Below are 22,710 nucleotides of genomic sequence, written 5' to 3'. Positions count from 1 at the left end.
ACCAAAAAATTAATTTTAACTGTGGGAAGTAAAAATAAATTAAAAAGATTTAGAGAGAATTTAACGTTTTCAAATGTAGTGCAACCAACTAGAGAAGAGGTGGTTGCTGGAGAATTGCCATTTAAAGGAAAGTGGAAAACTGATTTTTTTAAAAATGACAATCCAATTGTTTTAGAGTTAGGTTGTGGAAAAGGAGAATATTCTGTAGGCCTGGCTCAAAAATTTCCAAATAAAAATTTTATTGGTATCGATATTAAAGGTGCACGTTTTTGGCGTGGTGCTAAAACTGCTGTAGAAGAAAACATAAATAATGTTGGGTTTCTTCGTACACAAATTGAATTAGTGGAACATTGTTTTGCTGAAAATGAAGTAGATGAAATTTGGATTACTTTTCCAGATCCGCAAATTAAATACAAACGTACAAAACATCGTATGACGAATTCAGAGTTTTTACAACGTTACAAAAAGATTCTAAAAAATGAGGGAATTGTGCATTTAAAAACCGATAGCGAATTTATGCATGGTTATACTTTAGGTTTATTACATGGTGAAGGTCACGAGGTTTTATATGCTAATCATAATGTATATCGAAATGAAGGAGCTCCTGAAGAAGTAACAAGTATTCAAACTTTTTATGAAAGTCAATATCTAGAACAAAATAAACCCATTACTTATATTAAATTTAAGATAAAGTAAGAAAGGTTACAAAACATATTAAAAGACACTACTAAATTTGAAAAAATAAATAAATGACATTTTTACTTGCAATATTATCAGGTTTGTTTATTTCAATAGTTGGAATTATTATTCCTGGTATGTTGAATATGACCATTGCTAAAATTAGTTTAAATGAAAACCAATCACAAGCTTTAAAATTTGCATTTGGAGCAGTTGTTGTCGTTTTTTTTCAAAGTTTTGTAGGAACATATTTTGCCAAATTTTTAGATGCAAATCCTGTTTTTAGTGAAGGATTAAGAAAAGTTGGAACATTTATTTTTATTGCTTTAACGATTGCTTTTACCATAATGGGAATAAAAGCTAACAAACAAAAAGATATAAAAGTGAATGTTGAGGCAAAAAGGAATAGATTTTTTTATGGTATGGCAATGTCTGCCTTTAATATGTTTGCTATTCCTTGGTATGCTTTTACAAGCTTAATGGTAGCATCAAAAGATTTCTTCTTTTATGATATAGTTTCAATTATTTTATTTTCTGTAGCTGCAGCAATAGGAACATATTTAGTATTTTATCTATATGCTAAATTTTTCAAATTAATTGAACAGCGTTTAACTTTTATCGTAAAAAATATTAATTTTTTGATAGCTGCACTAACAGGTTTTGTTGCTATATCTTCTTTAATAAAAATGTTTTCATAATGAAAACTAATGGTAAAGACAATTTTTTTGAACGTGTTTACGAAGTGGTTCGGCAAATTCCTTATGGAAAAGTTACTTCTTACGGAGCTATAGCCAAAGCAATTGGTTCGTCACAATCCTCAAGAATGGTGGGTTATGCCATGAATGCTTCGCACAACATGGAAGATGTTCCAGCGCATAGAGTAGTAAACAGAAATGGAATGCTAACCGGGAAACATCATTTCGAAGGAACCAACTTAATGCAACAACTTTTAGAAGCCGAAGGTGTTAAAGTAGTTGATAATAAAATTGTAGATTTTCAAAAATATTTTTGGGAACCAATTTTTTAATTTTTTTGTATTTCAAAAACTCAAACGTTTTCGTTAATGTTTTCCTAAAATGTACCATTATCTTTTTGTAACAAATGTGACAAAAGTCATGTTTTAAGGGGTTTATTGTGCTGAACTTTGTACTATAAAATTAAAACAAGTACAAATGAAAAGTGAAATAATAAAATTAGGAAAAATGTCCTAGTAGCTTTTTTACTGGTTTCAGGAGTTTTAGTCGCTCAAGAGAGTAAAGTTAATGTAAAAGAAAGTAAGTTAACAGTATTAGGAACATCTAATTTACACGATTGGCATGCAAATGCTGAAGTAATGAGTGGAAAAGGAACTTTTGTTTCGGAAGGTAATACCTTAAAAGAAGTTAAGAGTTTAAATTTTGTTCTAACATCAGAAGGTTTAAAAAGTGGCAAAAGTGGGATGGATAAAAATACTTATAAAGCTTTAAAAACAGAAACTTATAAAAACATCGAATTTAAATTATTAAGTGTAGCGAAAATTACTAAAAAAAGTGAAGGAGTTTTTGCAGTAGAAACTCAAGGAAATTTAACAATTTGTGGAGTAACCAAAAAAGTGAATCAAACTTTTACAGTTAAAGTTACCGGCGGAAAATACCTTTTAAGTGGTAAACAAACAATCGACATGACTACTTATGGTATTGAACCTCCTACAGCTTTAATGGGAACTATCAAAACAGGAAAAGACGTTACTGCAGATTTCAGTGTAACATACAATTAAACTAAGTATATAATTTTTTATTAATAGAATCATGAGAACAATAGTTAAAAATTCAATTTTAATTGCAGCATTAGCTTTAGGATTAGGCATCAATGCTCAAAATAGAAAACTAGATAATTATAGAGAACCAGATAAAAATGGATTAAATGTTTTTGAATCACCAAAAGATACTACATCTACATTCGAAAATATTAAAGTGAGAATAGGTGGTTCATTTGCTTTACAATATCAAGCAATTGATCACGAAAATGCAAATGGTGCTGCAGCCCTTATGCCCATAACAAACAATTTTAACTTAGCTACAGCAAACTTAGATTTAGATGTTGCATTAGCAAAAGGTTTAAGAATGCACTTAAGAACTTATTTATCTTCTCGTCACCACAATGAACCTTATGTTAAAGGTGGATATTTCCAAGTAGATAATTTAGATTTCATCAAAGAAGGATTGGCTTCAGATTTAATGAAATATGTAACTATTAAAGTTGGTCACATGGAAATTAACTACGGTGACGCTCACTTTAGAAGATCTGATAATGCTCAAGCTATTTTCAATCCATTCGTTGGTAACTACATCATGGACTCTTTTACAACAGAAGTTGGTGGAGAAGTGTACTTTAGAAAAAATGGCTTCTTAGCAATGGTTGGTGCAACAAACACTAAATTAAATCAAAGTGTAGTAAGTGACGAGGTAAACGGTAATGCAAGTCCTTCAATAGTTGGTAAATTAGGATACGACAAACAAATAAATTCTGATTTAAGATTACGTTTAACAGGATCTATCTACAACACAGCTTGGGCAACTAGAACTTACTTATATGCTGGAGATAGAGCTGGTGCAAGATATTACTACGTAATGGCTCCTCCAACAACAAATGGTGCTGCTACAACTGCTGCTGCTGCGTTTACAACTGGTCGTTACAATCCAGGTTTCAATAACAAATTAACTGCAATTATGTTCAACCCATTCGTGAAATTTAAAGGTTTAGAATTCTTCGGAATGTTAGAGTTAACAAATGGTAAAAATTTAGGTGAAGTTGATAGAAGAAAAGCAACTCAATTAGGAGCAGAGTTATTATACCGCTTTGGAAGTAAAGAAAACTTCTATTTCGGTGGACGTTATAACAGTGTTTCTGCAGAAGATGCTTCAGGATATGATATCGATATCACAAGATTCAACATCGGTGGTGGTTGGTTTATGACTAAAAATGTGTTAGCTAAAGTAGAATATGTAACTCAAAAATATGATGGTTTTGCAACTGGTAACATCTTAGATGGTGGTAAATTCAACGGATTAGTTGCAGAAGCAATAATTAGTTTCTAACTTTATACAACAAGAGAAAAGCTCAAATGCTTTTCTCTTTTCAAAATGAAAAGATTTTTAAAAATATTGCCCCTTATTCTTTTAATAAGTTTTGTTAGTAGCGATAAAACAAAAGTTACGATTCTAAATCGCAGTGAAGTGGTTATAAAAGGAGAATCTAATGTAAATTGTTTTGAGTGTCTTTATGATACAAAACTTATGCAAAACGAAATGACCGTTACACACATTAAACGTGAAAGTAAATTGGTTTTAGACGGTGCAATTATCAAAATAAAATCAAAAGGTTTCGATTGCGGACATAAAATGATTACAAGCGATTTAAAAAAAGTTCTTAATTCAGAAGTTTATCCAGATATTGAAATTACAATTAAAGAAATAGTTTCTCAAAATAATAAACTTTTAGCAAAAACTAATATTAAAATAACTGGTATTGAGAAAAATTATAATTTGCCAGTAAACTTTGATTCATCAACAAATAATGTAAAAGGAGATTTAACCATAAACATTAACGATTTTGATTTAAAGTCACCCAAAAAAGTATTAGGATTAATAAAGCTAAAAGAAACAATTACCATCCATTTTAACTTATTTCTTGAATATTAATATTTTTTAAATGTTTTAGTTTTAAAAGCAATTTAGGTAACTTATCTAAGTTGCTTTTTTATTTTATAGATTTTTTAAATAGTGGTATAAAACTTTTAAAAGCTTTATTTCCAAAACTTTTAAAGTTATATGTATCTTTGCAATTCAAATTCAGTCTTAATAAGAATTTTTCAAAAAAATAATGAAACTAGATAGAAAAGAAATCCTAAAAGCCTTGGAAACTATTACAATAGCTGGTGAAGGTAAAAATATGGTAGAGAGCGGTGCAGTTCAAAATGTACTAACTTTTGGCGATGAAGTAGTTGTAGAATTAGTATTAAATACTCCAGCATTACACATCAAAAAAAGAGCCGAAGTTGACATTATGAAAGTAATACACGAAAAAGTGTATGAAAAAGCAAAAGTGAAGGTTAATATTAAAGTTGAAACTCCAGAAAAACCTGAAAATCCAAATCAAATCAAAGGGAAAGCAATTCCAGGAATTAGCAATATTATTGCGGTTTCTTCTGGTAAAGGTGGAGTAGGAAAATCTACAATTACGGCAAATTTAGCGGTAGCATTAGCAAAAATGGGATTTAAAGTTGGAGTTTTAGATGCCGATATTTACGGACCTTCAATGCCAATAATGTTCGATGTAGAACAAGCAAAACCTGTATCAGTTGAGGTAGATGGAAAATCGAAAATGCAACCTGTTCAAAGCTACGGAGTTGAAATTTTATCTATCGGATTCTTTACAAAACCAGATCAAGCTGTAATTTGGAGAGGTCCAATGGCTGCAAAAGCATTAAACCAAATGATTTTTGATGCAAATTGGGGAGAAATCGACTTCATGTTAATCGACTTACCACCAGGAACAGGAGATATTCACTTATCTATTATGCAGTCGTTGCCTATAACAGGAGCTGTTATAGTAAGTACACCACAAGCCGTTGCCTTAGCCGATGCTAAAAAAGGAGTAGCAATGTTCAATAATGAAAGTATTAATGTTCCAGTTTTAGGTATTATCGAGAATATGGCATACTTTACACCAGAAGAATTGCCAAATAATAAATATTATATTTTCGGTCAAGAAGGAGCAAAAAACTTAGCACAAGATTTACAAGTTCCATTCTTAGGAGAAGTTCCATTGGTACAAAGTATTCGCGAAGCAGGAGATTATGGTCGCCCAGCGGCATTACAAACAGCGACTCCATTAGAAAAAGCATTCGAAGAACTAGCTCGTAATGTAGTAGAAGAAACGGTAAAAAGAAATGAAAACTTGCCACCTTCAGAAGCTATTAAAATAACTACTATGGCTGGTTGTTCAGCAGTAAAAGGAAAATAAAATGACTACACTAGAAATAAAAGATAATGTCGAAAAAGCGTTAAGTGAAATTCGTCCATTCCTAAATTCAGATGGAGGCGATATTACACTTGTTGAAATTATCGACGATAAACATGTAAAAGTACGTTTAGAAGGTGCTTGTACAAGTTGTAGTTTAAGTATCAGTACTATGAAAGCTGGAGTAGAAACTACTATAAAAAAATATGCACCACAAATAGAAACAGTCGAAAACATAAGTTAACGATGTCTTTAGTTTCATACTGAGCTTGTCGAAGTATGGGCGTTACCAAGACGAAAAACTACGTTCATGTCTCGGTCGGGCTGTCCGTTTTATCTTTTTTATAAGTTCAAGATTAATTGAAAACAAAAAAGGATATCACTTCCATCCCTAACGCAAAATAAAAGGTGACAAAAGTCACAAAACAAAAGTTTCAAAATACAGATCTTTGTACTGTAAAAATTGAAAGAATAATAGAATGATTGAAACAGATATACTAATAATTGGAGCTGGTCCTACAGGACTTTTCGCTGTTTTTGAAGCGGGTTTATTGCAAATGAAGTGTCATATTATTGACGCATTACCACAACCCGGAGGGCAATTAGCCGAATTATATCCTAAAAAACCTATTTTTGATATTCCAGGTTATCCTGAAGTTTTAGCTGGAGATTTGGTAAACAATTTAATGGAACAAATTAAACAGTTTCAACCAGGTTTTACATTAGGAGAAACAGCCGAAACTATTGAAAAACTTGAAGACGGTACTTTTATTGTAACTACAAATGAAGGAACACAACATAAAGCAAAAGCCATTGCAATTGCAGGTGGTTTAGGAACTTTTGAACCGAGAAAACCAGTTCTAAAAGACATTGAGTTCTATGAGAAAGAAGATCGTGGAGTAGATTATTTTGTAAAAGACCCAGAAAAATACCGTGGTAAAAACATTGTAATTGCTGGTGGTGGAGACTCGGCTTTAGATTGGTCAATTTTCTTATCAAATGTTGCAAATTCAGTGACTTTAGTCCATAGAAGAAACGAATTCCGTGGGGCTTTAGATTCAGTTGAAAAAGTAAAAGAATTAAAAGATGCAGGAAAAATTAAATTAGTTACTCCTGCAGAGGTCGTTGGTTTTAATGGTAGCGAAAGAATAATTGCAGTTGTTATTGAAATTAACGGAGCTCGCCAAAAAGTAGATTGCGATTATTTTATTCCTTTATTTGGTTTAACGCCAAAGTTAGGACCTATTGCAAACTGGGGATTAGAAATCGAAAAAAATGCCATTAAAGTAAATAACGCATTAGATTATCAAACAAATATTGACGGTATTTATGCTATAGGTGATGTAAATACTTATCCAGGTAAATTAAAATTAATTCTTTGTGGTTTTCACGAAGCAACTTTAATGTGTCAAAGTGTTTATAACCGAATCAATCCAGGAAAACGTTATGTTCTGAAATATACAACCGTTTCTGGTGTTGATGGTTTTGATGGTACTCGTAAAGAAGCGGAAAAAGCAGTTGTTAAATCGATTGATTAATTTATTAATTGTCCCCTTGAGGGATTTTAGGGGTGTAAAATGACACAAGACGTTACAATTAAAATTACAGACCGAAACGGAGTAACTCACGAAGTTTTAGCTCCAACAGATATGAATATGAACCTTATGGAGTTAATTCGTTCTTATGAATTAGCCGAGGAAGGAACTTTGGGAATTTGTGGTGGAATGGCTATGTGTGCTTCATGCCAAGTTTATGTTTTAAACGATGTGGTTCCTATTGATAGAAACCCAGATGAAGATGCTATGCTAGATGAAGCTTATCATGTTCAAGAAAATAGTAGGCTAGGTTGCCAAATTCATATTTCAGAAGCATTAGAAGGTTTAGAAGTTCAAATTGCTCCAGAACAATAATAAAAAAGCGAAGAGAAATCTTCGCTTTTTTATTGATTTATTTTTTAATGAAAGAATCAATTATTGTATCACTTTCTTTCTTTGTAGCATTTGTTTTTAAACTAAATAAATGCGAGTAAAGCGGCTTTTTATCAACTTTGCCTTCTAGATAAATATCTTTTTTGCCATCGAAAATGGTTTGCCATTTAGTTCTAACATTTTTCCATACAAACTGATTTGTTTTCCACCAATTCTGCGCTGCTTTACATTTAGAATCATCTACTTTTTTGTAAAGGTCTAATCCTTTTTCTTGTGCTATTTCAGTGTCATTTCCTTTATCGTCACGTTTAATTTTTACATTGTCTTGTTCGTGTAACCAACCATAAGCGGTAATTTCATGTATATTTCTTCTTTTAATACATTGTAGTCATTTCTAATGGTGTGCTCTCTTCTTGGAAGCGGTGCATCTGTTGTATTCATCCAATAATGTTTACCATCAGCGTGAATCCAAGTTGCACTTCCTTCATAACGTGGACTATCATCTACTTGATATACTTTTTGTGTCCATTGTCCTTTAACAGTTTTACTATCTAGTTTAGAATATTTCCAATGTAAGTCTTTATTAAAAGTATATAAATCGGTGTTTTCATAAAGCCAATCTTGTCTCCAATGTTTAATAATCATAGAATCGCTCACAATCAATAAATGTTGCATTACTATTTTGTTTGGAGTATCTTCTACTAATTCTACCCATTCTAATCCCCAATCTTTTTTTGTTGGAGAAGCAATATACAAGCTGTCTTTTTTAGGCTGAAAGGTTTCTGTAAAGTTAAATTGAACTTCATAGCAACCGCACATACTTTTTATGGCTTTAATGTCTTCTTGTTTGTTTTGTGCTAATGTTATGATACTGAATAAAGTAGATAACAATAAAAGTTTTTTCTCATGATTTATAAAATTATTAATTGAATATAACGAAGACAAAAGTATAAAATTTATTTAGATTGAATAAAAATAATATATATATTTGCGAAAATATTTTAAATAAGTCCAATTCTAAATAATGAAAAAGAAGCTAGTTTTATTGTGTTCAATGCTATATTTTTCTTGTGTTTATTCTCAAAAAATTGAAAATGATTCTTTGAAAATAAATAAACTAGAAGAAGTAGTGTTAACTACTCAATTTGAACCTCAGTCGTTAAAAAAATCAGTGCATAATGTGCGAATTATTAGAGCACAAGACATTCAAAATTTAGCAGCAAATAATTTAGGAGATGTTTTAAATCAATATATCAATATTACAGTAAGACCAAGTAGTAATTCTGGGAAATCTACAATTTCAATGTTTGGGTTAAATGCAGGATATTTTAAAATTTTAGTAGATAATATTCCGATTGTAAATGAAGGTGGTTTAGGGAATAATACCGATTTATCTCAAATTAATCTTAATGATATTGAACAAATTGAAATAATCGAAGGCTCTATGGGAGTTACACATGGTGCCAACGCGGTTTCGGGAATTTTAAACATCATTACAAAAAAATCTTCACAAGATAAATGGAATATAGAAGCTACAATTCAAGAGGAAACTGTTGGTAAAGAGTATGAATTATTTAACCAAGGCAGGCACATGCAAACTTTGCAAGTAGCGCATTCTATTAATAAATATTGGTTTGTTTCTGTAAATGGAAATCGTAACGATTTTCGAGGTTTTCTTGGTAATAAAAATGGCTCTAATTATGAAATAAACGATGGAACTAGAGGTTACAATTGGTTACCAAGAGAACAATGGCAAAACAATGCTTTGCTTTCTTACAAGAAAAATAATTTTCGTGCTTTTTATAAATTCGAATGGTTAGACGAAGTGATTCATTTTTATGGTTCGGCAGCACAATCTGGATTTAATACTCAATATGGTTCTTATAAATATGGAGATGACGAACGCTATTTTTCCGATAGATTTTATCATCATTTAAATTTTGTAGGCAAGTTGTTTTCTCAAGTTAACTATAATCTTTCTTTTTCACATCAATATCAAAAGAGGGAAGTCGAGCAGTATCGTTACAATATTACTTATGATGTAGAATCGAATAATACAACCAAAAAAGATCAATCGATGGAAGTTTTTTATACTACAGGAACTTTTAGCGATTTTTTTAAGAGTAAAAAAATTAATCTTCAATTGGGTTATGAAGCGGTAAATAATAACGGATTTGCTATTGTAGATGAAGTAAATAATCAAACAAAAGAAGTTAGAGAAACTATAAATAATTTAGACTTTTTTGCGGTTTCAGAAATTAGGTTTTCCGATGTCTTTTCGCTTCGTCCAGGTGCTAGATATTCCTTTCAGTCTATGTTCGATAACCAATATGCAATTTCATTAGGGTCGCGTTTTCTGTTACCAAAGGAGTTCGAACTTAGAGCTTCTTTAGGAAAATCGTATCGAACACCAACTTTTCAAGAATTGTTTAGCCAAATTATTTTCGACGGACATTATTTCATTGGTAACGAAAATCTAATTCCAGAAACCAGCACTTCTTATGAAGTAAATCTAAAAAAGCAAACGTCTTTAGGCGAAGATGTTAAAATGTTTATCCAATTAGCAATCGGTTTTTTAGATGTTAAAGATCGAATTACAAGTGCATTAACTGGTTTCGACAACGCTACTCCTATTTATGAATACATCAATATTAGCAAGTACCAAAGTATCAATTTCGCTTTAACTAATCAGTTGCAAACCAATAATTGGAAGTTTATGTTTGGAACTTCTTTAACAGGAATTTCGAGAGAAATAAACGATTTAGAGTTTCAATCTGATGATAAATTTTTATTCAATTTTAATTTGAATGCCAATATTTCTTACACAATTCCAAAATGGAAAACCACCTTCTCAACCTATTATAAGTTTACCGGAAAAACCCAACAATATATCAGTTCAACCGATGGCTATGTGTTATCTGAAATTGAACCTTATAGTTGGTTAGATGCTTCTGTAAGAAAAACATTCTGGGAAAACAAAATTGAACTTACACTTGGAGCCAGAAATGTATTCAATATCGATAATATCAACCAAACCAATGTTAATCAAAGTGGTGGACATAGCGTTTCATCTCAAGTGTTACTAGCCTATGGGCGAAGTTATTTTTTAAAAGCAGTATATAATTTAAATTTTTAATAAACATGAAAAAGACATTTTACATTTTATCATTAGCCATTTTATCATTAGTATCATGTTCAAGTGATGATTCAAATTCAGCAACACCAATTACCACTGAAGCGACTACAAGTCCAAATGTTGGCGGACCAAATCAACCCAATCAAGTTTTTGTTGATTTAAGTGCAAATTCAGAAACAGCTGTACAAAGAGATTCTTGGGATTTAGGTTTTTACTGTGGGAACGATTTTAGAGTAATTCTAAACGGTGCAATAAGCATGGCAGTTAAGAAAACGACTTCAACAGATATTTCAGAAATTCAAACTGAAGATTCATCTGTTTCTGTAGGATACACAACATTGGCAAGTTTAGGATATGCCGATAATCCAACGGGAATTTTACAAGGTTCAGGTTCTGGAATTGGTACTGCAATTGCTGAAATTTCTACCGATAATACTCAAAATTTTGTATATGTAGTAAATATGGGTTACGAAGTAAGTACTACAACTCCAGCAACAGGTTCGGTTTCTATGAATGGAGATAGTCGTGGTTGGAAAAAAATTAGAATTACAAGAAGCGGAAGTAATTATGTGTTACAATATGCAAATTTAGATGCTTCAACTGCAGAAACAGTTACAATTTCTAAGGATTCCGACTATAATTTTAAGTTTTTTAATCTAGCTACAGCTCAAACAGTAAATGTTCAACCTAAAAAAGAAAACTGGGATATTAACTTAACAGGATTTACTAACTATGTAAACTATGGTTCAGATGTGTTGTATTTTTATTCAGATTTTGTTTCATCAAATATTTTAGGCGGAACTCAAGTTTATGAAGTTGTTGTATCTGACGCTTCTCAAACCGAAACAGAATTTGAAAATTTTGTTTTAGCAGATGTAGATAATACTCAATTTACAGTTTCATCTTCAGATCAAAGAATTATTGGTTCAAATTGGAGAAATGGTGGTGGACCAACATCTTTACCAAGTATAAAAGATGATCGCTTTTATATCATAAAAGATAATGACAATAATATTTATAAACTTAGATTTTTAGCAATGTCAAACAATGCTGGAGAAAGGGGAAATCCAACATTTACGTACAAAATATTGAATTAATATTTTTTGACATTGAGTTTTGTTTATAAAGAAAAAGCTGTCTTTTTGAGACAGCTTTTTTTATTTAATAATAAATTGTTTTTTGTAATTATTCACAATTTGTGTGTGACGTTTTATTATTAAAAAAATGCATTAAGAAGTATATTACTTAATGCATTTTTAAACTAACATAAACCTATTCTATTCCTCTTGTTCCTTATTTTTTCGTTTTTTCTTATTATTTCTTTCTTCCATTTTTGTTGTAAACTTTGTATACTGTTCTTCAGTTAAAATCTTTTTAAATTTAGCATCTAAAGTATTTTTTTCCTCTTTCATTTTAGCTTCCATTTCATCTTGACTTGGTTCAGCAGTTGTGTTTTCTTTTGAGAAAGAAGGTCTGTTTTTTTCTTGGTCAATTAATATCTCTCTTACTTGTAATTGTTGTAATTCATCTAAATTTAAATCAGAAGTCATTATTTTAACCTGATCATCAATTGATATTTTTTCTTTTTTAGGTTTTTCACCTTTTGGAGGACCATCAGGTCTTTCACCTTTTGGAGGCATTCTTTGTTGTGCAAAAACTGTTAAATTGGAAATTATTAAAAAAAGGATTGCAATTTTTTTCATTTTTTATCATTTAAAACTTTATGTTAATAAATTTATGTAATGATAAACTCCTGAAAAATTTTAATAGGTAAACACAAGTATTTTTAGGGTAAAAGAATGTTAATTCTTAAAAATATTTTAAAATTGCATCTTTATAAGTCTCGCCAATTGGGATTAAAAAATCATTAATTTGAATATTTTTATTAACTATTGCTTTTACTTTTTTAATTGGTATAATAAAGGAACGGTGAACTCTTATAAAATCATTTTCAGGTAATTTTTCTAAAATTCCTTTCATAGAGAGTCGAGCTACAATTTTGGGTTTATTTGTTAAATGAATTTGCACATAGTCATCTAGACCTTCAATAAATAAAATTTCATCAAATTCAATACGATGTAATTTATAATCGGCGCGAATCATTAAATGGTATTGTGTGGACTGATTTTTACGAAATTCATATTCATTGCGAGCTTTTTGAACTGCTGTCATGAATCGTTCTGTAGAAAATGGTTTCAATAGATAATCAGTAGCATTTACATTAAATCCTTCAACTGCATATTGACTGTGAGCAGTTGTAAAAATAACCATTGGGCTATTATCTAGCATTTTGTAAAATTCAACTCCATTTTTATTTGGCATTTGAATATCTAAAAAAATTAAATCAACGGGGTATTTTTTTAAATATTTTAATGCTTCAGTTTGTTGAGTAAAAGTCTTTTCTAAAGTAATACATTCTATTTGATCACAATAATGCGAAATTATTTGAAGTGCTAATGGTTCGTCATCTATTGCAATTGCAGTCATCAGTAAGAGTTTTTTTATTAATCCAAATTTATATTTAAGCTTACAATATAATCATTTTCAATTTCTGTAATTTCTAATAAATATTTTTTTGGATATAAATATTCTAAATGCTTTTTGGTGTTTTCTATTCCAGTTTCGGTTTTTAAATCTTTTGAAATTTCATCAACAACCATCTTGTTTTTTACAACCAAAGTTAAATTAAAATCAAGTACAACTAGTTCAATTTTAATTTCGGATTCTTCATCAGGGTTTAAGCCATATTTAAAGGCATTTTCAATAAATGGAATCAAGATTAACGGTGCTATAACTTTTCCTGTTTCATTTCCTACGAAATTAAATGAAAAGTTGACATCATTATTCATTCTCAATTTTTGTAACGTTATATAGTCGTTTATATATTCAATTTCTTTTGAGAGTGGAACAAAATCTTGTGAACTCTCTGTAACAACATAACGCATCATACTCGATAATTTTAAAACAGCATTAGGAGCTTCATCTGATTTTATAATGGTTAAGGCATATATACTGTTGAGTGTATTAAATAGAAAATGAGGATTAATTTGAGCTTTTAGATATGAGATTTCAGCAATTTGTTTTTCGTTTTTAACTTCTTCAAATCTTTTGTTAATTTTTAAAAGATATGATAAAGCAATAACGATGAGAAATTGAAATATTCCGCTTTCAAAAAATGGAGGTAAATGAAAACTTGGATTAGGTTTTAAAGGGAAATTTTCATCAATTTCAATATTTGGTCTAAATTCATACGGAAAAACAAAATTTGAAATACTGTAAATAACCGTAAAACAAACAATTAATGTTATAAAAAAATAAACTTTCTTTTTTTAAAATATAGTTTTGGAAGTAAAACGTAAAAATTTAAATAAAAAAAAGTAATAATAAAATAGTTCTTGAAAAATTTTGAAGAAACGGATTTATTGCAAATAAATTTTGACCAGTATTAAAATCAGGTGAAGATAAAATAGGAAAACTCAAAAACGAGATGCTTCCTATGATATGAAGAATGATATTTCGGGTAGATGCCTTCATTTTTTAAATCTTTGGCAAAAACAATACTTTGCCAAAGATTCAAATATAAATTAATTATTAAAAAGTTTGTGTATTTAATGTGCTTGTATTCGATGTAGTGAACGTCTTTTTTAGAGTCGCACCAGTTGTAGAATAGGTCCCACCCGTATAAAGACCCCATCCAGATGAATTGCCTACAAAACTTCCTCCTGTATAGGAACCTCCAAAATAAACTTGATGACTAACATTTCCAGCGATATTTGGGCTTGAAAAATGGAAGTAATAAACACCATTTTTAGGTTTAAAAGTTGCTAATTCAACACCAGCAGTTGTTCTTATATGAATCATAGAAGTGGCTGCTAGTTGAGAATTAGATTTTAAATACATCGTTCTTTGAGTTGAAGTAGAGCTAAAGTTTTTTGTCATATTCGCATTTGAACCAGCGCTTATAAGTGTACCGCCATTCATATTGAAAGTTCCGTTAAAATCGATTCCTTCTTCTGGTTGGTTAGTTGGTCCGCAAACCACAGTTGTTCCACCAGTTATGGTAATGTTTCCGTTACTGTCAATAGCATCTGTTCCTGCAACAATAACAATTCCGCCTGAAATGTTTAATTGGCTACCGTCGTTGCTTTCTGTTCCACCGGCAACTGTTCCATAAGTAGCATTAATTCCATCATTTGAAGCGGTAATATTGGTAACACCGCCAGTAAAGTTAATTATTGGAGCTTCTACACCTTCGCCCATTCCACTAATAGTTGAAATAGCATTTACATTATGATTTCCGCCAGAAATAGTTACCGAAGTATCGGAGTGAATACCGTCATCTGTTGAATTTACAGTAAGCGTTCCGTTTGCAATGGTAATAGCACCATCGGCAACAATAGTTTTAGGATGGCTGTAATCCGTTCCTGAAACTAAAAATCGTGAACCAGTAGTTGTAATATTTAAAGTTGGACTTGTAATTGATGTTCCAATGTTCATAGCACCATCGGCTTTTAAACCTTTTCCGCCATTACCTGAACTTGAAGTTGTTACCGAACCAGCATTGATGGTTAAATTTCCATCGGCAGTAATACAAGCAGAAGAATACGAATCAGTTGTTCCCAATGTATTGGTATAAACTGCACCTGCCCCGGCAAATGTAGCTGAAATTGTACCATCGTTTATGGTAATGTTGCCATCAGCCGACAAACCTTTTCCGCCCGTTGCAGCAGAAGTTCCTGTAAGTGTAATTGTTCCGCTATTTACAATGATATCACCTGTTGCTTTTACACCTGTAGGATACGAAGTATCATAACCACTGCCTGAAGCTGTTAAAACAGTTGCTCCAGAAACTGTAATGGTTGTATTTCCACCTGAAAAGGTTACATTTCCATCTGCTTTGATACCTTTTCCAGAAGCTCCAGAATTGGTAATTGTCAAGGTTCCGCCACTAACAAGTACATCAACATCTGCCGATAATCCTTTTCCGTTTGAACCGCTATTCGTACTATTTATGGTTCCACCTGTAACAGTAATATTGGTGTCTGCAGAGAAAGAAGAAGTAGAATACGAATCGGCAACACCGTCAATATTTACATAATCGGCACCAGCGCCAGCAGTATTCGTTGTGATGTTTCCACTGTTTACTATAATTTCACCATTCGCAGAAAAACCTTTTGCTCCCGTTGCTGTTGAGGTTGCTGTTATGGTAAAAGTTCCACCATTGATTATAATGTCTGTATCGGTTTTTACTGCCGTAGGATAAGATGGATCATAACCACTTCCTGAAGCCGTTAAAACGGTTGCTCCTGAAAGTGTAACAGCAATTGTTCCGCCATTAAACATAATGTCGCTTTTTGCACTAATTCCTTTTGATTGGTTACCCGAAACAGTTAATGTAATGGTTCCGCCATTAATTGTAATGGTGTTGTTACCTGTTTTAAATGCCTTAACATCTGCAGAAGTAGAAGTAATCGTAATAGTACCATCGGTAACGGTAACTACGCCATCTCCAGCATCTATTCCATCAGCAGTTGAAGTAACATTAAGCGAACCGCCATTCATTGCAAAACCTTCGCTATGTAAACCGTCTGATACAGCTGAAGTAACTGCAATATCGCCTTCATCAATAGTAATTGTTGAAGTTGTATAAATACCGTGTTTTTTCAATCCGGCAACGGTTAAAGTTCCTGTTCCGTCAAAAACAATTGGTCCGGCAGTTACGATTGTTCCATTTTTGGTGCTTGATGTTCCATCGGATAAACTGTTGGTAGTTCCGTCAGTCAAATAAAAATTGGTTGTCATTCCGCCGGTAACTACAATTGGTGCTCCCGAAGGATTGGTTACCGAAGCGTTGTTCATTACAAAAATAACATTATCAGTTGTTGCCAATGTTAAACTTCCGTTAGTAGTTGTTCCTAAAATGTTGTATTCCAAATTGGCAATACCCGAAGTTGCTGTTCCAGTTACAGTTCCGCCTGAAGCTGTTAAAGTAACACCTTGGTCAGCATACGGATTAATAATGGTTGCATCATCGGTGCCATTGTAAATAACATATATTTTATCCAAATCTACTGTTGACGAAGTGAAGGTTAAACTGTCAACCAATGTTTTTTGGAAATTCAATGTATTGGTAACATCGGTTAATTTGAATTTGGCATAGGTGTCATTTAATTTGATGCTGTCAACCGCAGAAATTTCTTTAGCATAAATGGTTTCTCCCGAATGGTGAACCAAAACTTTTTGCTGTGCATAGCTGTTTATTCCGAATACAACTGTTGCTATAAATAAAACTATCTTTTTCATTTTTTACTCAATTTAAATGTTACACCATTAACTTGAACCAAATACAATCCGGAAGCAAAGTTTGAAACTGTAATTTCCTGACTAACCGAATATGTTCCGTTGAGTACCAATTGCCCACTTAAGTTGTAAATACTTACTTTTAATTCATCGGTTTGCGATGATGAAAATTTGATAAAGTCGGAACTTGGATTTGGATACATAACCAAATTAGTCGAATTAGTTCCAAAAGTAGATGTGCTTAAAAAAGCTTCGGAAAACGTAACTTTTTGAATAATCGTTACCGGAATAGTGGTTACGGTTGAACCAGTATCAGATAAAATATTCAAATTATCAGAGGAAAAGTATAATTTTCCAGCGGTAGTGACATTGAACTGCTGTGTCGTAGCGTCGTAGTAGGTTACGGTTACTCCGGTTTGCGCTGATGCCAATCCAAAAGTAAGTAGTAACAATACTTGTATGAGTAGATGTTTTGTCTTCATAATATAAACATTTAATGCCCCAAAGTACGTGAGGTTTGTTTTTATGAAAAAAAATTGAGGTAAACGTTAAAAAAATTGAGGTGAAATAAAAAAGCGAGAATTTCTTCTCGCTTTTCATTTTATACTAATTCATGTTTGTGTTCTACTTGTTCTTCAATAGCATTCCAAAGTCCGATTCTTTTTTCTAAAGCTAAAACCGAAACTTCTTGAACTTCATTCCATTTTTGTTCTGAATCACCACAAAGTTCAGTTATCATTTGCATTGCCATTGGACCGTGCTCGTCGGCATCTAATTCAATATGTCTTTCGAAATAATAAATTAGTTTTGATAAATCGGTTTCAGGGAAATTTTGCTGAAAGTTTTTCAAGATTTCGGTAAACATATTCGGAATCAAATCTTCTCTACCAAAAGTAAAAGCAGCTGCAATTTCATGTGGTTTTCCTTGTTCAATTACTCTAAAAGTAAAATCTAAAAATTCTTTAACATTAGTATGTAAATCACTTTGTTTTATTGATACAAAAATGTTTTTTGTTTCTTCTACATTTTTCAAAAAAGCATTTATTTGACTTGTCGAAGCACCACATTGTACCATCGCATCCAAATACATTTCAAAATGACTTTGACGTGTTCCGTCCAATGTTAAATCGGTTTCTTCGGCTACAACAATTTCATTAATTAAATAACGAATTTCTGGATTTCCAATAGGTAACCACGGAGTAGTAGTGCAAGTTAATTTATTCTGCAAGGCTTTTAGTAACGACATAAAATCCCAAACCGCATAAATGTGGTTTTCTAAGAAACAATGCAAATCGTCTATCGTTTTTACTTTATTGTATAACGAATGATTTAATAATTGTTCTTTCTGATTTTTAATCGATTGGTTTATGGTTTGAATATTCATTGGGCAATTTTTATTTCTATATACGAATTTCTAACTTCTTTTGGGATTGAATCTATACATTACAAATGTAAAAATGCTTCCCTAAAAAGAGAAGCATTTTGTATCAATTTTATCTATTGTTCAATTATTTGAATGCAGGGAAACCTGTTACGTCCATACCAGTAATTAACAAGTGAATGTCGTGAGTTCCTTCATAAGTAATTACAGATTCTAAATTCATCATGTGTCTCATGATAGAATATTCTCCTGTAATACCCATTCCGCCTAACATTTGACGAGCTTCACGAGCAATATGAATAGCCATATCTACGTTGTTTCTCTTAGCCATTGAAATTTGAGCAGAAGTAGCTTTTCCTTCGTTTCTTAAAACACCCAATCTCCAAGTTAATAATTGTGCTTTTGTGATTTCGGTAATCATTTCAGCTAATTTCTTTTGTTGTAATTGTGTTGCTCCAATTGGCTTGTCAAACTGAATTCTTTCTTTTGAATAGCGTAAAGCAGTATCATAACAATCCATTGCTGCTCCAATAGCTCCCCAAGCAATACCATAACGAGCAGAATCTAAACATCCTAGTGGTGCTCCTAATCCAGATTTTCCCGGTAATAAGTTTTCTTTAGGAACTTTAACGTTGTCAAAAATTAACTCTCCAGTTGCAGATGCTCTTAACGACCATTTATTGTGTGTTTCTGGAGTTGAGAATCCTTCCATTCCTCTTTCTACGATTAATCCGTGAATTCTTCCTTCTTCGTTTTTAGCCCAAACTACTGCAATATCAGCAAAAGGCGCATTCGAAATCCACATTTTAGCACCATTTAAAAGATAATGATCACCCATATCTTTAAAATTAGTTACCATTCCACCTGGATTTGAACCGTAATCTGGCTCTGTTAAACCAAAACATCCCATGAATTCACCAGTAGCAAGTTTTGGTAAATATTTCATTCTTTGCTCTTCGTTTCCGTATTTCCAAATTGGATACATTACCAATGAAGACTGAACCGAAGATGTCGAACGTACACCCGAATCTCCTCTTTCAATTTCTTGCATGATTAATCCATAAGAAATTTGGTCTAATCCAGCACCACCATATTCCACTGGAATATACGGACCAAATCCACCAATTTCTCCTAAACCTTTTACAATTTGTTTTGGAAATTCTGCTCTTTGCGCGTATTCTTCAATAATTGGAGAAACTTCTTTTTTTACCCAAGCACGTGCAGCATCACGCACCATTTTATGTTCGTCAGATAATAATTCGTCTAATAAATAATAATCTGGAGATTGAAATAAGTCTGGTCTCATATTTTTTTAAAAAGTGATTAGTAAAAAGTGATAAGTAATTAGATTAAGCTAACTACGAAATCGTTTGCAAAATTACAGAAACATTTTTAACAAATTACCCAACAAATGTTATATTTTTTTATTTTTGAAGCTTTATCCAGCTTTCGCAAGTCGCTTTTTTTAAAAAGAGCTCCAGCAAATTGCTCAATCTGGGCTAGCGTTACATCTTCAAATAGAACTCTTTCGTTAATTCGATGTATTCAGGAGTATAATTATGTCTAGAAATTTCAATAACTAACTCATCAATTAAAGGAGTTTGCTCCATTCGGCAAAAAGCTAATAAACTTCTTTTAATTTCCGATGTTGTCGTGCCTTTTACACGAGTAATTTTTAAAGGGAATAAATCCAATTCTTTACACATAGCAACAAATCGCTCTTCTTCTTTATAAGGAATAATCACCGAGAAAATTCCGTTATCCGAAAGTAGTAAAGCAGCCGCTTCAATCAATTCTTCAAAAGGCAAAGCGTTCTCAAAACGTGCTAAATCTCTCGAAGTATTATCAGATTTATAATCATCAGTATAAAAAGGCGGATTGGAAATAATTAAATCATATTCATCTTCAGGTTCATCTACAAATTCATCCAAACCCGCATGAAAACAAAATAATTTATCGCCCCAAGGCGAAGCTTCAAAATTCTCAACGCATTGTTCGTAAGCATCTTCGTTAATTTCAATAGCATCGATTTGTTCAGCGTTACTTCTTTGGGCTAACATTAAAGACAAAATTCCAGTTCCAGCACCAATATCTAAAACATTACAAGGATTGTTAATTAACGGAGTCCAAGCACCAAGCAAAACACCATCAGTGCCAATTTTCATAGCACAACGATCTTGATTAACGTGAAATTGCTTGAATTTGAACAAAATGAAAAAGGATTGAATTTAAACAATTAAAAAAACTGTAATCTGTAAATTTTGACTGCAACTGTCGACTATTGCAAATACAAATCAACCAAACCTTCTGGAGTAGTTAAGACTAGTTTTTTATCTTTTCGATTGACTTCAATAATAAAATGGTCAATCATTGGAACTAATATTTCAGTTCCTTTGTAATCAATTTCAAAAAGTGGTTGCGCATTACTATCATTTATTCTAACAATAGTTCCAATAGTTCCAAGACGAGTATCTTTTACTTCAAAACCTTCAATTTCGTGATAATAAAATTTATTCCCCTCCAGTTTCGGTAAAAGAGAAAGTGGTAAATAAACTTCACAACCTATAATTTCATCAGCATCTTCTTCCGAGTCGATGTCTTCAAATTTAGTTCTTAAAAAATCACCTTTATGTAACTGACTTTTTTCAATAAAAAATGGAACCAAGTTTTTGTTTAACTCAACAAAAACCGATTCCATATTTTCATAAACTTCGGGTTCATCTGTGTCCAAATAAATCAATACTTCACCCTTAAAACTGAATTTTTTCGCGATTTTGCCTAAATAAAAACAATCCTTTTTACGCATCAATCGCTATTTATTATGCTTCAGTTTCTTCGTTGTTGTTTTCTTCAACAGCTGGAGCTTCTTCAGTAGCAGCCTCTTCAGCAACTTCTTCAACAGCAGGCTCTTCTACTTTTGCAGCAGCACGCTTTTCGTTGTACTCTTTTTCAGCTTTTAAAGCTTTAGCTTTAGCTTCATCTTTAGCATTAGCTAAACCATCTTTTTTAGCAGTAACTTTACCAGCTTTTTCATCTAACCAAGTAGCTAATTTAGCATCAGCTTGTTCTTGAGTTAAAGCACCTTTACGAACTCCTCCATCTAAGTGGTGTTTTAATAAAGCACCTTTGTAAGATAAAATTGCTCTTGCAGTGTCAGTTGGTTGAGCACCATTGTGTAACCATTGTACAGCGCTATCTAAGTTTAAATCGATAGTTGCTGGGTTAGTGTTTGGATTATAAGTTCCTAATTTTTCAAGGAATTTACCATCTCTTTTAGCGCGAGAATCCGCAGCTACAATCCAGAAAAAAGGCTTTCCTTTTTTACCGTGTCTTTGTAATCTAATTTTTACAGGCATAATCTTTTTGATTAAATTTGAGGTTCCCGACCTCGGTTATTGAGGGTGCAAATATACAAAACTTTGTAATACAATAAAATATAAGTGTAAATATTTTATACAAGGTGGTAGTTTTTTAGAATAAAACATTTATTTTTGTTTTCCATAAAAATTTTAGCAAACACAACATGAAGAAAATTTTAGCTATAGTAGGTATTGCTTTGTTTTTTCAATCTTGTACTCAAGATTTAAAAGATAATAATCCGTCTTTTCAAGGTAAATTAAATAATAATTATTGGAGAGCCGATTATGCTGAAGCGCGTTCAAATGGTAGTGGTGGTTTCACGATTACTGCTTACACTCCTTATGAAGAGGTAACATTAGGAACGACATCAACAAATGCCGGAACTTATAATTTAGGTACAACTAATCAAGATAACTTTGCTAGTTATTATTATGATGATGAAGAAGTTGTTGAAGACTTTGAAACAAGTATTGTTTATGGGCCAGCTTTTAAAGTTAGTATAGTTAATGGAGGTATTGGTTATGTATTAAGCAACAGTGCAACTACTTTTTTTGATAATCCACAATTAAATCCTGGTGCAGGTTTAAGATTAGCTACTCAAGTAAATACTAATGGTAGAATTACTGCCGCTGATATTGTTTCTAGAGGTGATAATTATAAAGCAGGAGATGTAGTTAAGGTAACTGGCGGTAATTCAAATGCTCAAGTTAAAATTTTGAGTACTCAAAATAGTAATGGTGAAGTTAAGATCGAAAGTGTAGATGGAAATACTTTAACAGGGACTTTCAAATTTACTGCATCAGATTCTGAAGGAAATACAGTAACAATTTCTGAAGGTATATTTTATAGAATTCCAATAGTACAATATTAAAAGAGCAAATTTAATATACTAAAAACCATCTCAAAGAGATGGTTTTTTTGTTTCT

Annotated in this window: 23 protein-coding genes and 1 pseudogene; 13 read left to right on the top strand and 11 right to left on the bottom strand. The window is 31.8% G+C overall.

The window, feature by feature from the left end; translation table 11 throughout:
• Positions 1–21: 21 nt before the first annotated feature.
• The 10 genes from trmB (at position 22) to GCU34_RS09455 (ending at position 7,589) form a co-directional block, all read left to right on the top strand.
• Entirely contained in the window at positions 22–696 is a 675-nt protein-coding gene (trmB, locus tag GCU34_RS09500; RefSeq protein ID WP_072782936.1) for a tRNA (guanosine(46)-N7)-methyltransferase TrmB, read from the top strand.
• A gap of 53 nt (positions 697–749) precedes the next feature.
• Positions 750–1,376 carry a hypothetical protein gene (locus GCU34_RS09495; RefSeq protein WP_072782937.1) on the top strand — a complete coding sequence of 209 codons (627 nt, stop codon included), beginning with the start codon at positions 750–752 and terminating at the stop codon, positions 1,374–1,376.
• A complete protein-coding gene (locus GCU34_RS09490) occupies positions 1,376–1,705 on the top strand; it encodes an MGMT family protein (protein WP_072782938.1) in 330 nt (109 codons plus the stop codon). Before GCU34_RS09495 ends, GCU34_RS09490 begins: the two co-directional genes overlap by 1 nt.
• A gap of 165 nt (positions 1,706–1,870) precedes the next feature.
• On the top strand, positions 1,871–2,434 hold the full coding sequence (locus tag GCU34_RS09485) for a YceI family protein (RefSeq protein ID WP_152378437.1): 564 nt from the start codon (positions 1,871–1,873) through the stop codon (positions 2,432–2,434).
• A gap of 31 nt (positions 2,435–2,465) precedes the next feature.
• Positions 2,466–3,755 carry a hypothetical protein gene (locus GCU34_RS09480; protein ID WP_072782940.1) on the top strand — a complete coding sequence of 430 codons (1,290 nt, stop codon included), beginning with the start codon at positions 2,466–2,468 and terminating at the stop codon, positions 3,753–3,755.
• 45 nt (positions 3,756–3,800) lie between these two features.
• Positions 3,801–4,358: a YceI family protein gene (locus GCU34_RS09475; RefSeq protein ID WP_072782942.1), complete on the top strand. Its 558-nt coding sequence runs from the start codon at positions 3,801–3,803 to the stop codon at positions 4,356–4,358.
• A gap of 181 nt (positions 4,359–4,539) precedes the next feature.
• Entirely contained in the window at positions 4,540–5,682 is a 1,143-nt protein-coding gene (locus tag GCU34_RS09470; RefSeq protein WP_072782943.1) for an Mrp/NBP35 family ATP-binding protein, read from the top strand.
• 1 nt (position 5,683) lies between these two features.
• Entirely contained in the window at positions 5,684–5,923 is a 240-nt protein-coding gene (locus tag GCU34_RS09465; RefSeq protein ID WP_072782945.1) for a NifU family protein, read from the top strand.
• Between the two features lie 235 nt (positions 5,924–6,158).
• Positions 6,159–7,217 (top strand): NAD(P)/FAD-dependent oxidoreductase, encoded by a 1,059-nt coding sequence (locus GCU34_RS09460; RefSeq protein ID WP_072782947.1) that lies wholly within the window; start codon positions 6,159–6,161, stop codon positions 7,215–7,217.
• A gap of 39 nt (positions 7,218–7,256) precedes the next feature.
• The gene (locus GCU34_RS09455; protein WP_072782949.1) at positions 7,257–7,589 is read left to right on the top strand and encodes a 2Fe-2S iron-sulfur cluster-binding protein; all 333 of its coding nucleotides are present in this window, start codon (positions 7,257–7,259) and stop codon (positions 7,587–7,589) included.
• A 37-nt stretch (positions 7,590–7,626) separates the two neighbouring features.
• On the opposite strand, the pseudogene GCU34_RS09450 reads toward GCU34_RS09455, so the two are convergent.
• Positions 7,627–8,498 (bottom strand): annotated as a pseudogene (locus tag GCU34_RS09450) (DUF6607 family protein).
• 133 nt (positions 8,499–8,631) lie between these two features.
• Between GCU34_RS09450 and GCU34_RS09445 the strand changes: the two are divergent.
• Together GCU34_RS09445 and GCU34_RS09440 are read left to right on the top strand one after the other, a co-directional pair.
• Positions 8,632–10,743 (top strand): TonB-dependent receptor plug domain-containing protein, encoded by a 2,112-nt coding sequence (locus tag GCU34_RS09445; RefSeq protein ID WP_072782953.1) that lies wholly within the window; start codon positions 8,632–8,634, stop codon positions 10,741–10,743.
• A gap of 5 nt (positions 10,744–10,748) precedes the next feature.
• A complete protein-coding gene (locus GCU34_RS09440) occupies positions 10,749–11,840 on the top strand; it encodes an HmuY family protein (protein WP_072782955.1) in 1,092 nt (363 codons plus the stop codon).
• Between the two features lie 180 nt (positions 11,841–12,020).
• Here GCU34_RS09440 and GCU34_RS09435 read toward each other — a convergent pair whose 3' ends face one another.
• From GCU34_RS09435 to GCU34_RS09390, 10 genes are all read right to left on the bottom strand, one after another.
• Entirely contained in the window at positions 12,021–12,446 is a 426-nt protein-coding gene (locus GCU34_RS09435) for a hypothetical protein (protein ID WP_072782957.1), read from the bottom strand.
• A gap of 106 nt (positions 12,447–12,552) precedes the next feature.
• Positions 12,553–13,230, bottom strand: a complete 678-nt coding sequence (locus GCU34_RS09430; RefSeq protein ID WP_227658671.1) for a LytR/AlgR family response regulator transcription factor — start codon at positions 13,228–13,230, stop codon at positions 12,553–12,555.
• 17 nt (positions 13,231–13,247) lie between these two features.
• The gene (locus GCU34_RS09425; RefSeq protein ID WP_227658788.1) at positions 13,248–13,811 is read right to left on the bottom strand and encodes a sensor histidine kinase; all 564 of its coding nucleotides are present in this window, start codon (positions 13,809–13,811) and stop codon (positions 13,248–13,250) included.
• A 523-nt stretch (positions 13,812–14,334) separates the two neighbouring features.
• Complete coding sequence (locus tag GCU34_RS09420) at positions 14,335–17,046, bottom strand: carbohydrate-binding domain-containing protein (RefSeq protein ID WP_072782963.1); 2,712 nt, start codon at positions 17,044–17,046, stop codon at positions 14,335–14,337.
• Positions 17,043–17,525, bottom strand: coding sequence for a T9SS type A sorting domain-containing protein (locus GCU34_RS09415; protein WP_084656848.1), 483 nt, complete (start codon positions 17,523–17,525; stop codon positions 17,043–17,045). The genes GCU34_RS09420 and GCU34_RS09415 overlap by 4 nt, the downstream gene beginning before the upstream one ends.
• A gap of 119 nt (positions 17,526–17,644) precedes the next feature.
• The gene (locus tag GCU34_RS09410; RefSeq protein WP_072782967.1) at positions 17,645–18,427 is read right to left on the bottom strand and encodes a DUF3050 domain-containing protein; all 783 of its coding nucleotides are present in this window, start codon (positions 18,425–18,427) and stop codon (positions 17,645–17,647) included.
• Between the two features lie 124 nt (positions 18,428–18,551).
• Positions 18,552–19,730 (bottom strand): acyl-CoA dehydrogenase family protein, encoded by a 1,179-nt coding sequence (locus tag GCU34_RS09405; protein ID WP_072782969.1) that lies wholly within the window; start codon positions 19,728–19,730, stop codon positions 18,552–18,554.
• A 199-nt stretch (positions 19,731–19,929) separates the two neighbouring features.
• Positions 19,930–20,634 carry a tRNA1(Val) (adenine(37)-N6)-methyltransferase gene (locus GCU34_RS09400; protein ID WP_072782971.1) on the bottom strand — a complete coding sequence of 235 codons (705 nt, stop codon included), beginning with the start codon at positions 20,632–20,634 and terminating at the stop codon, positions 19,930–19,932.
• 68 nt (positions 20,635–20,702) lie between these two features.
• Complete coding sequence (gene rimM, locus GCU34_RS09395; protein WP_072782973.1) at positions 20,703–21,230, bottom strand: ribosome maturation factor RimM; 528 nt, start codon at positions 21,228–21,230, stop codon at positions 20,703–20,705.
• A gap of 13 nt (positions 21,231–21,243) precedes the next feature.
• Positions 21,244–21,780, bottom strand: a complete 537-nt coding sequence (locus tag GCU34_RS09390) for a 30S ribosomal protein S16 (protein ID WP_072782975.1) — start codon at positions 21,778–21,780, stop codon at positions 21,244–21,246.
• A gap of 167 nt (positions 21,781–21,947) precedes the next feature.
• Between GCU34_RS09390 and GCU34_RS09385 the strand changes: the two genes are divergently transcribed.
• Positions 21,948–22,655 (top strand): DUF6252 family protein, encoded by a 708-nt coding sequence (locus GCU34_RS09385; protein WP_072782977.1) that lies wholly within the window; start codon positions 21,948–21,950, stop codon positions 22,653–22,655.
• The last annotated feature ends 55 nt before the right edge of the window (positions 22,656–22,710 follow it).

The sequence above is a fragment of the Flavobacterium haoranii genome (assembly GCF_009363055.1).
Taxonomy (GTDB): Bacteria; Bacteroidota; Bacteroidia; order Flavobacteriales; family Flavobacteriaceae; genus Flavobacterium; species Flavobacterium haoranii.
Note: the sequence above shows the minus strand (reverse complement) of the source record. Positions and strands in the feature narration are given on the sequence as shown.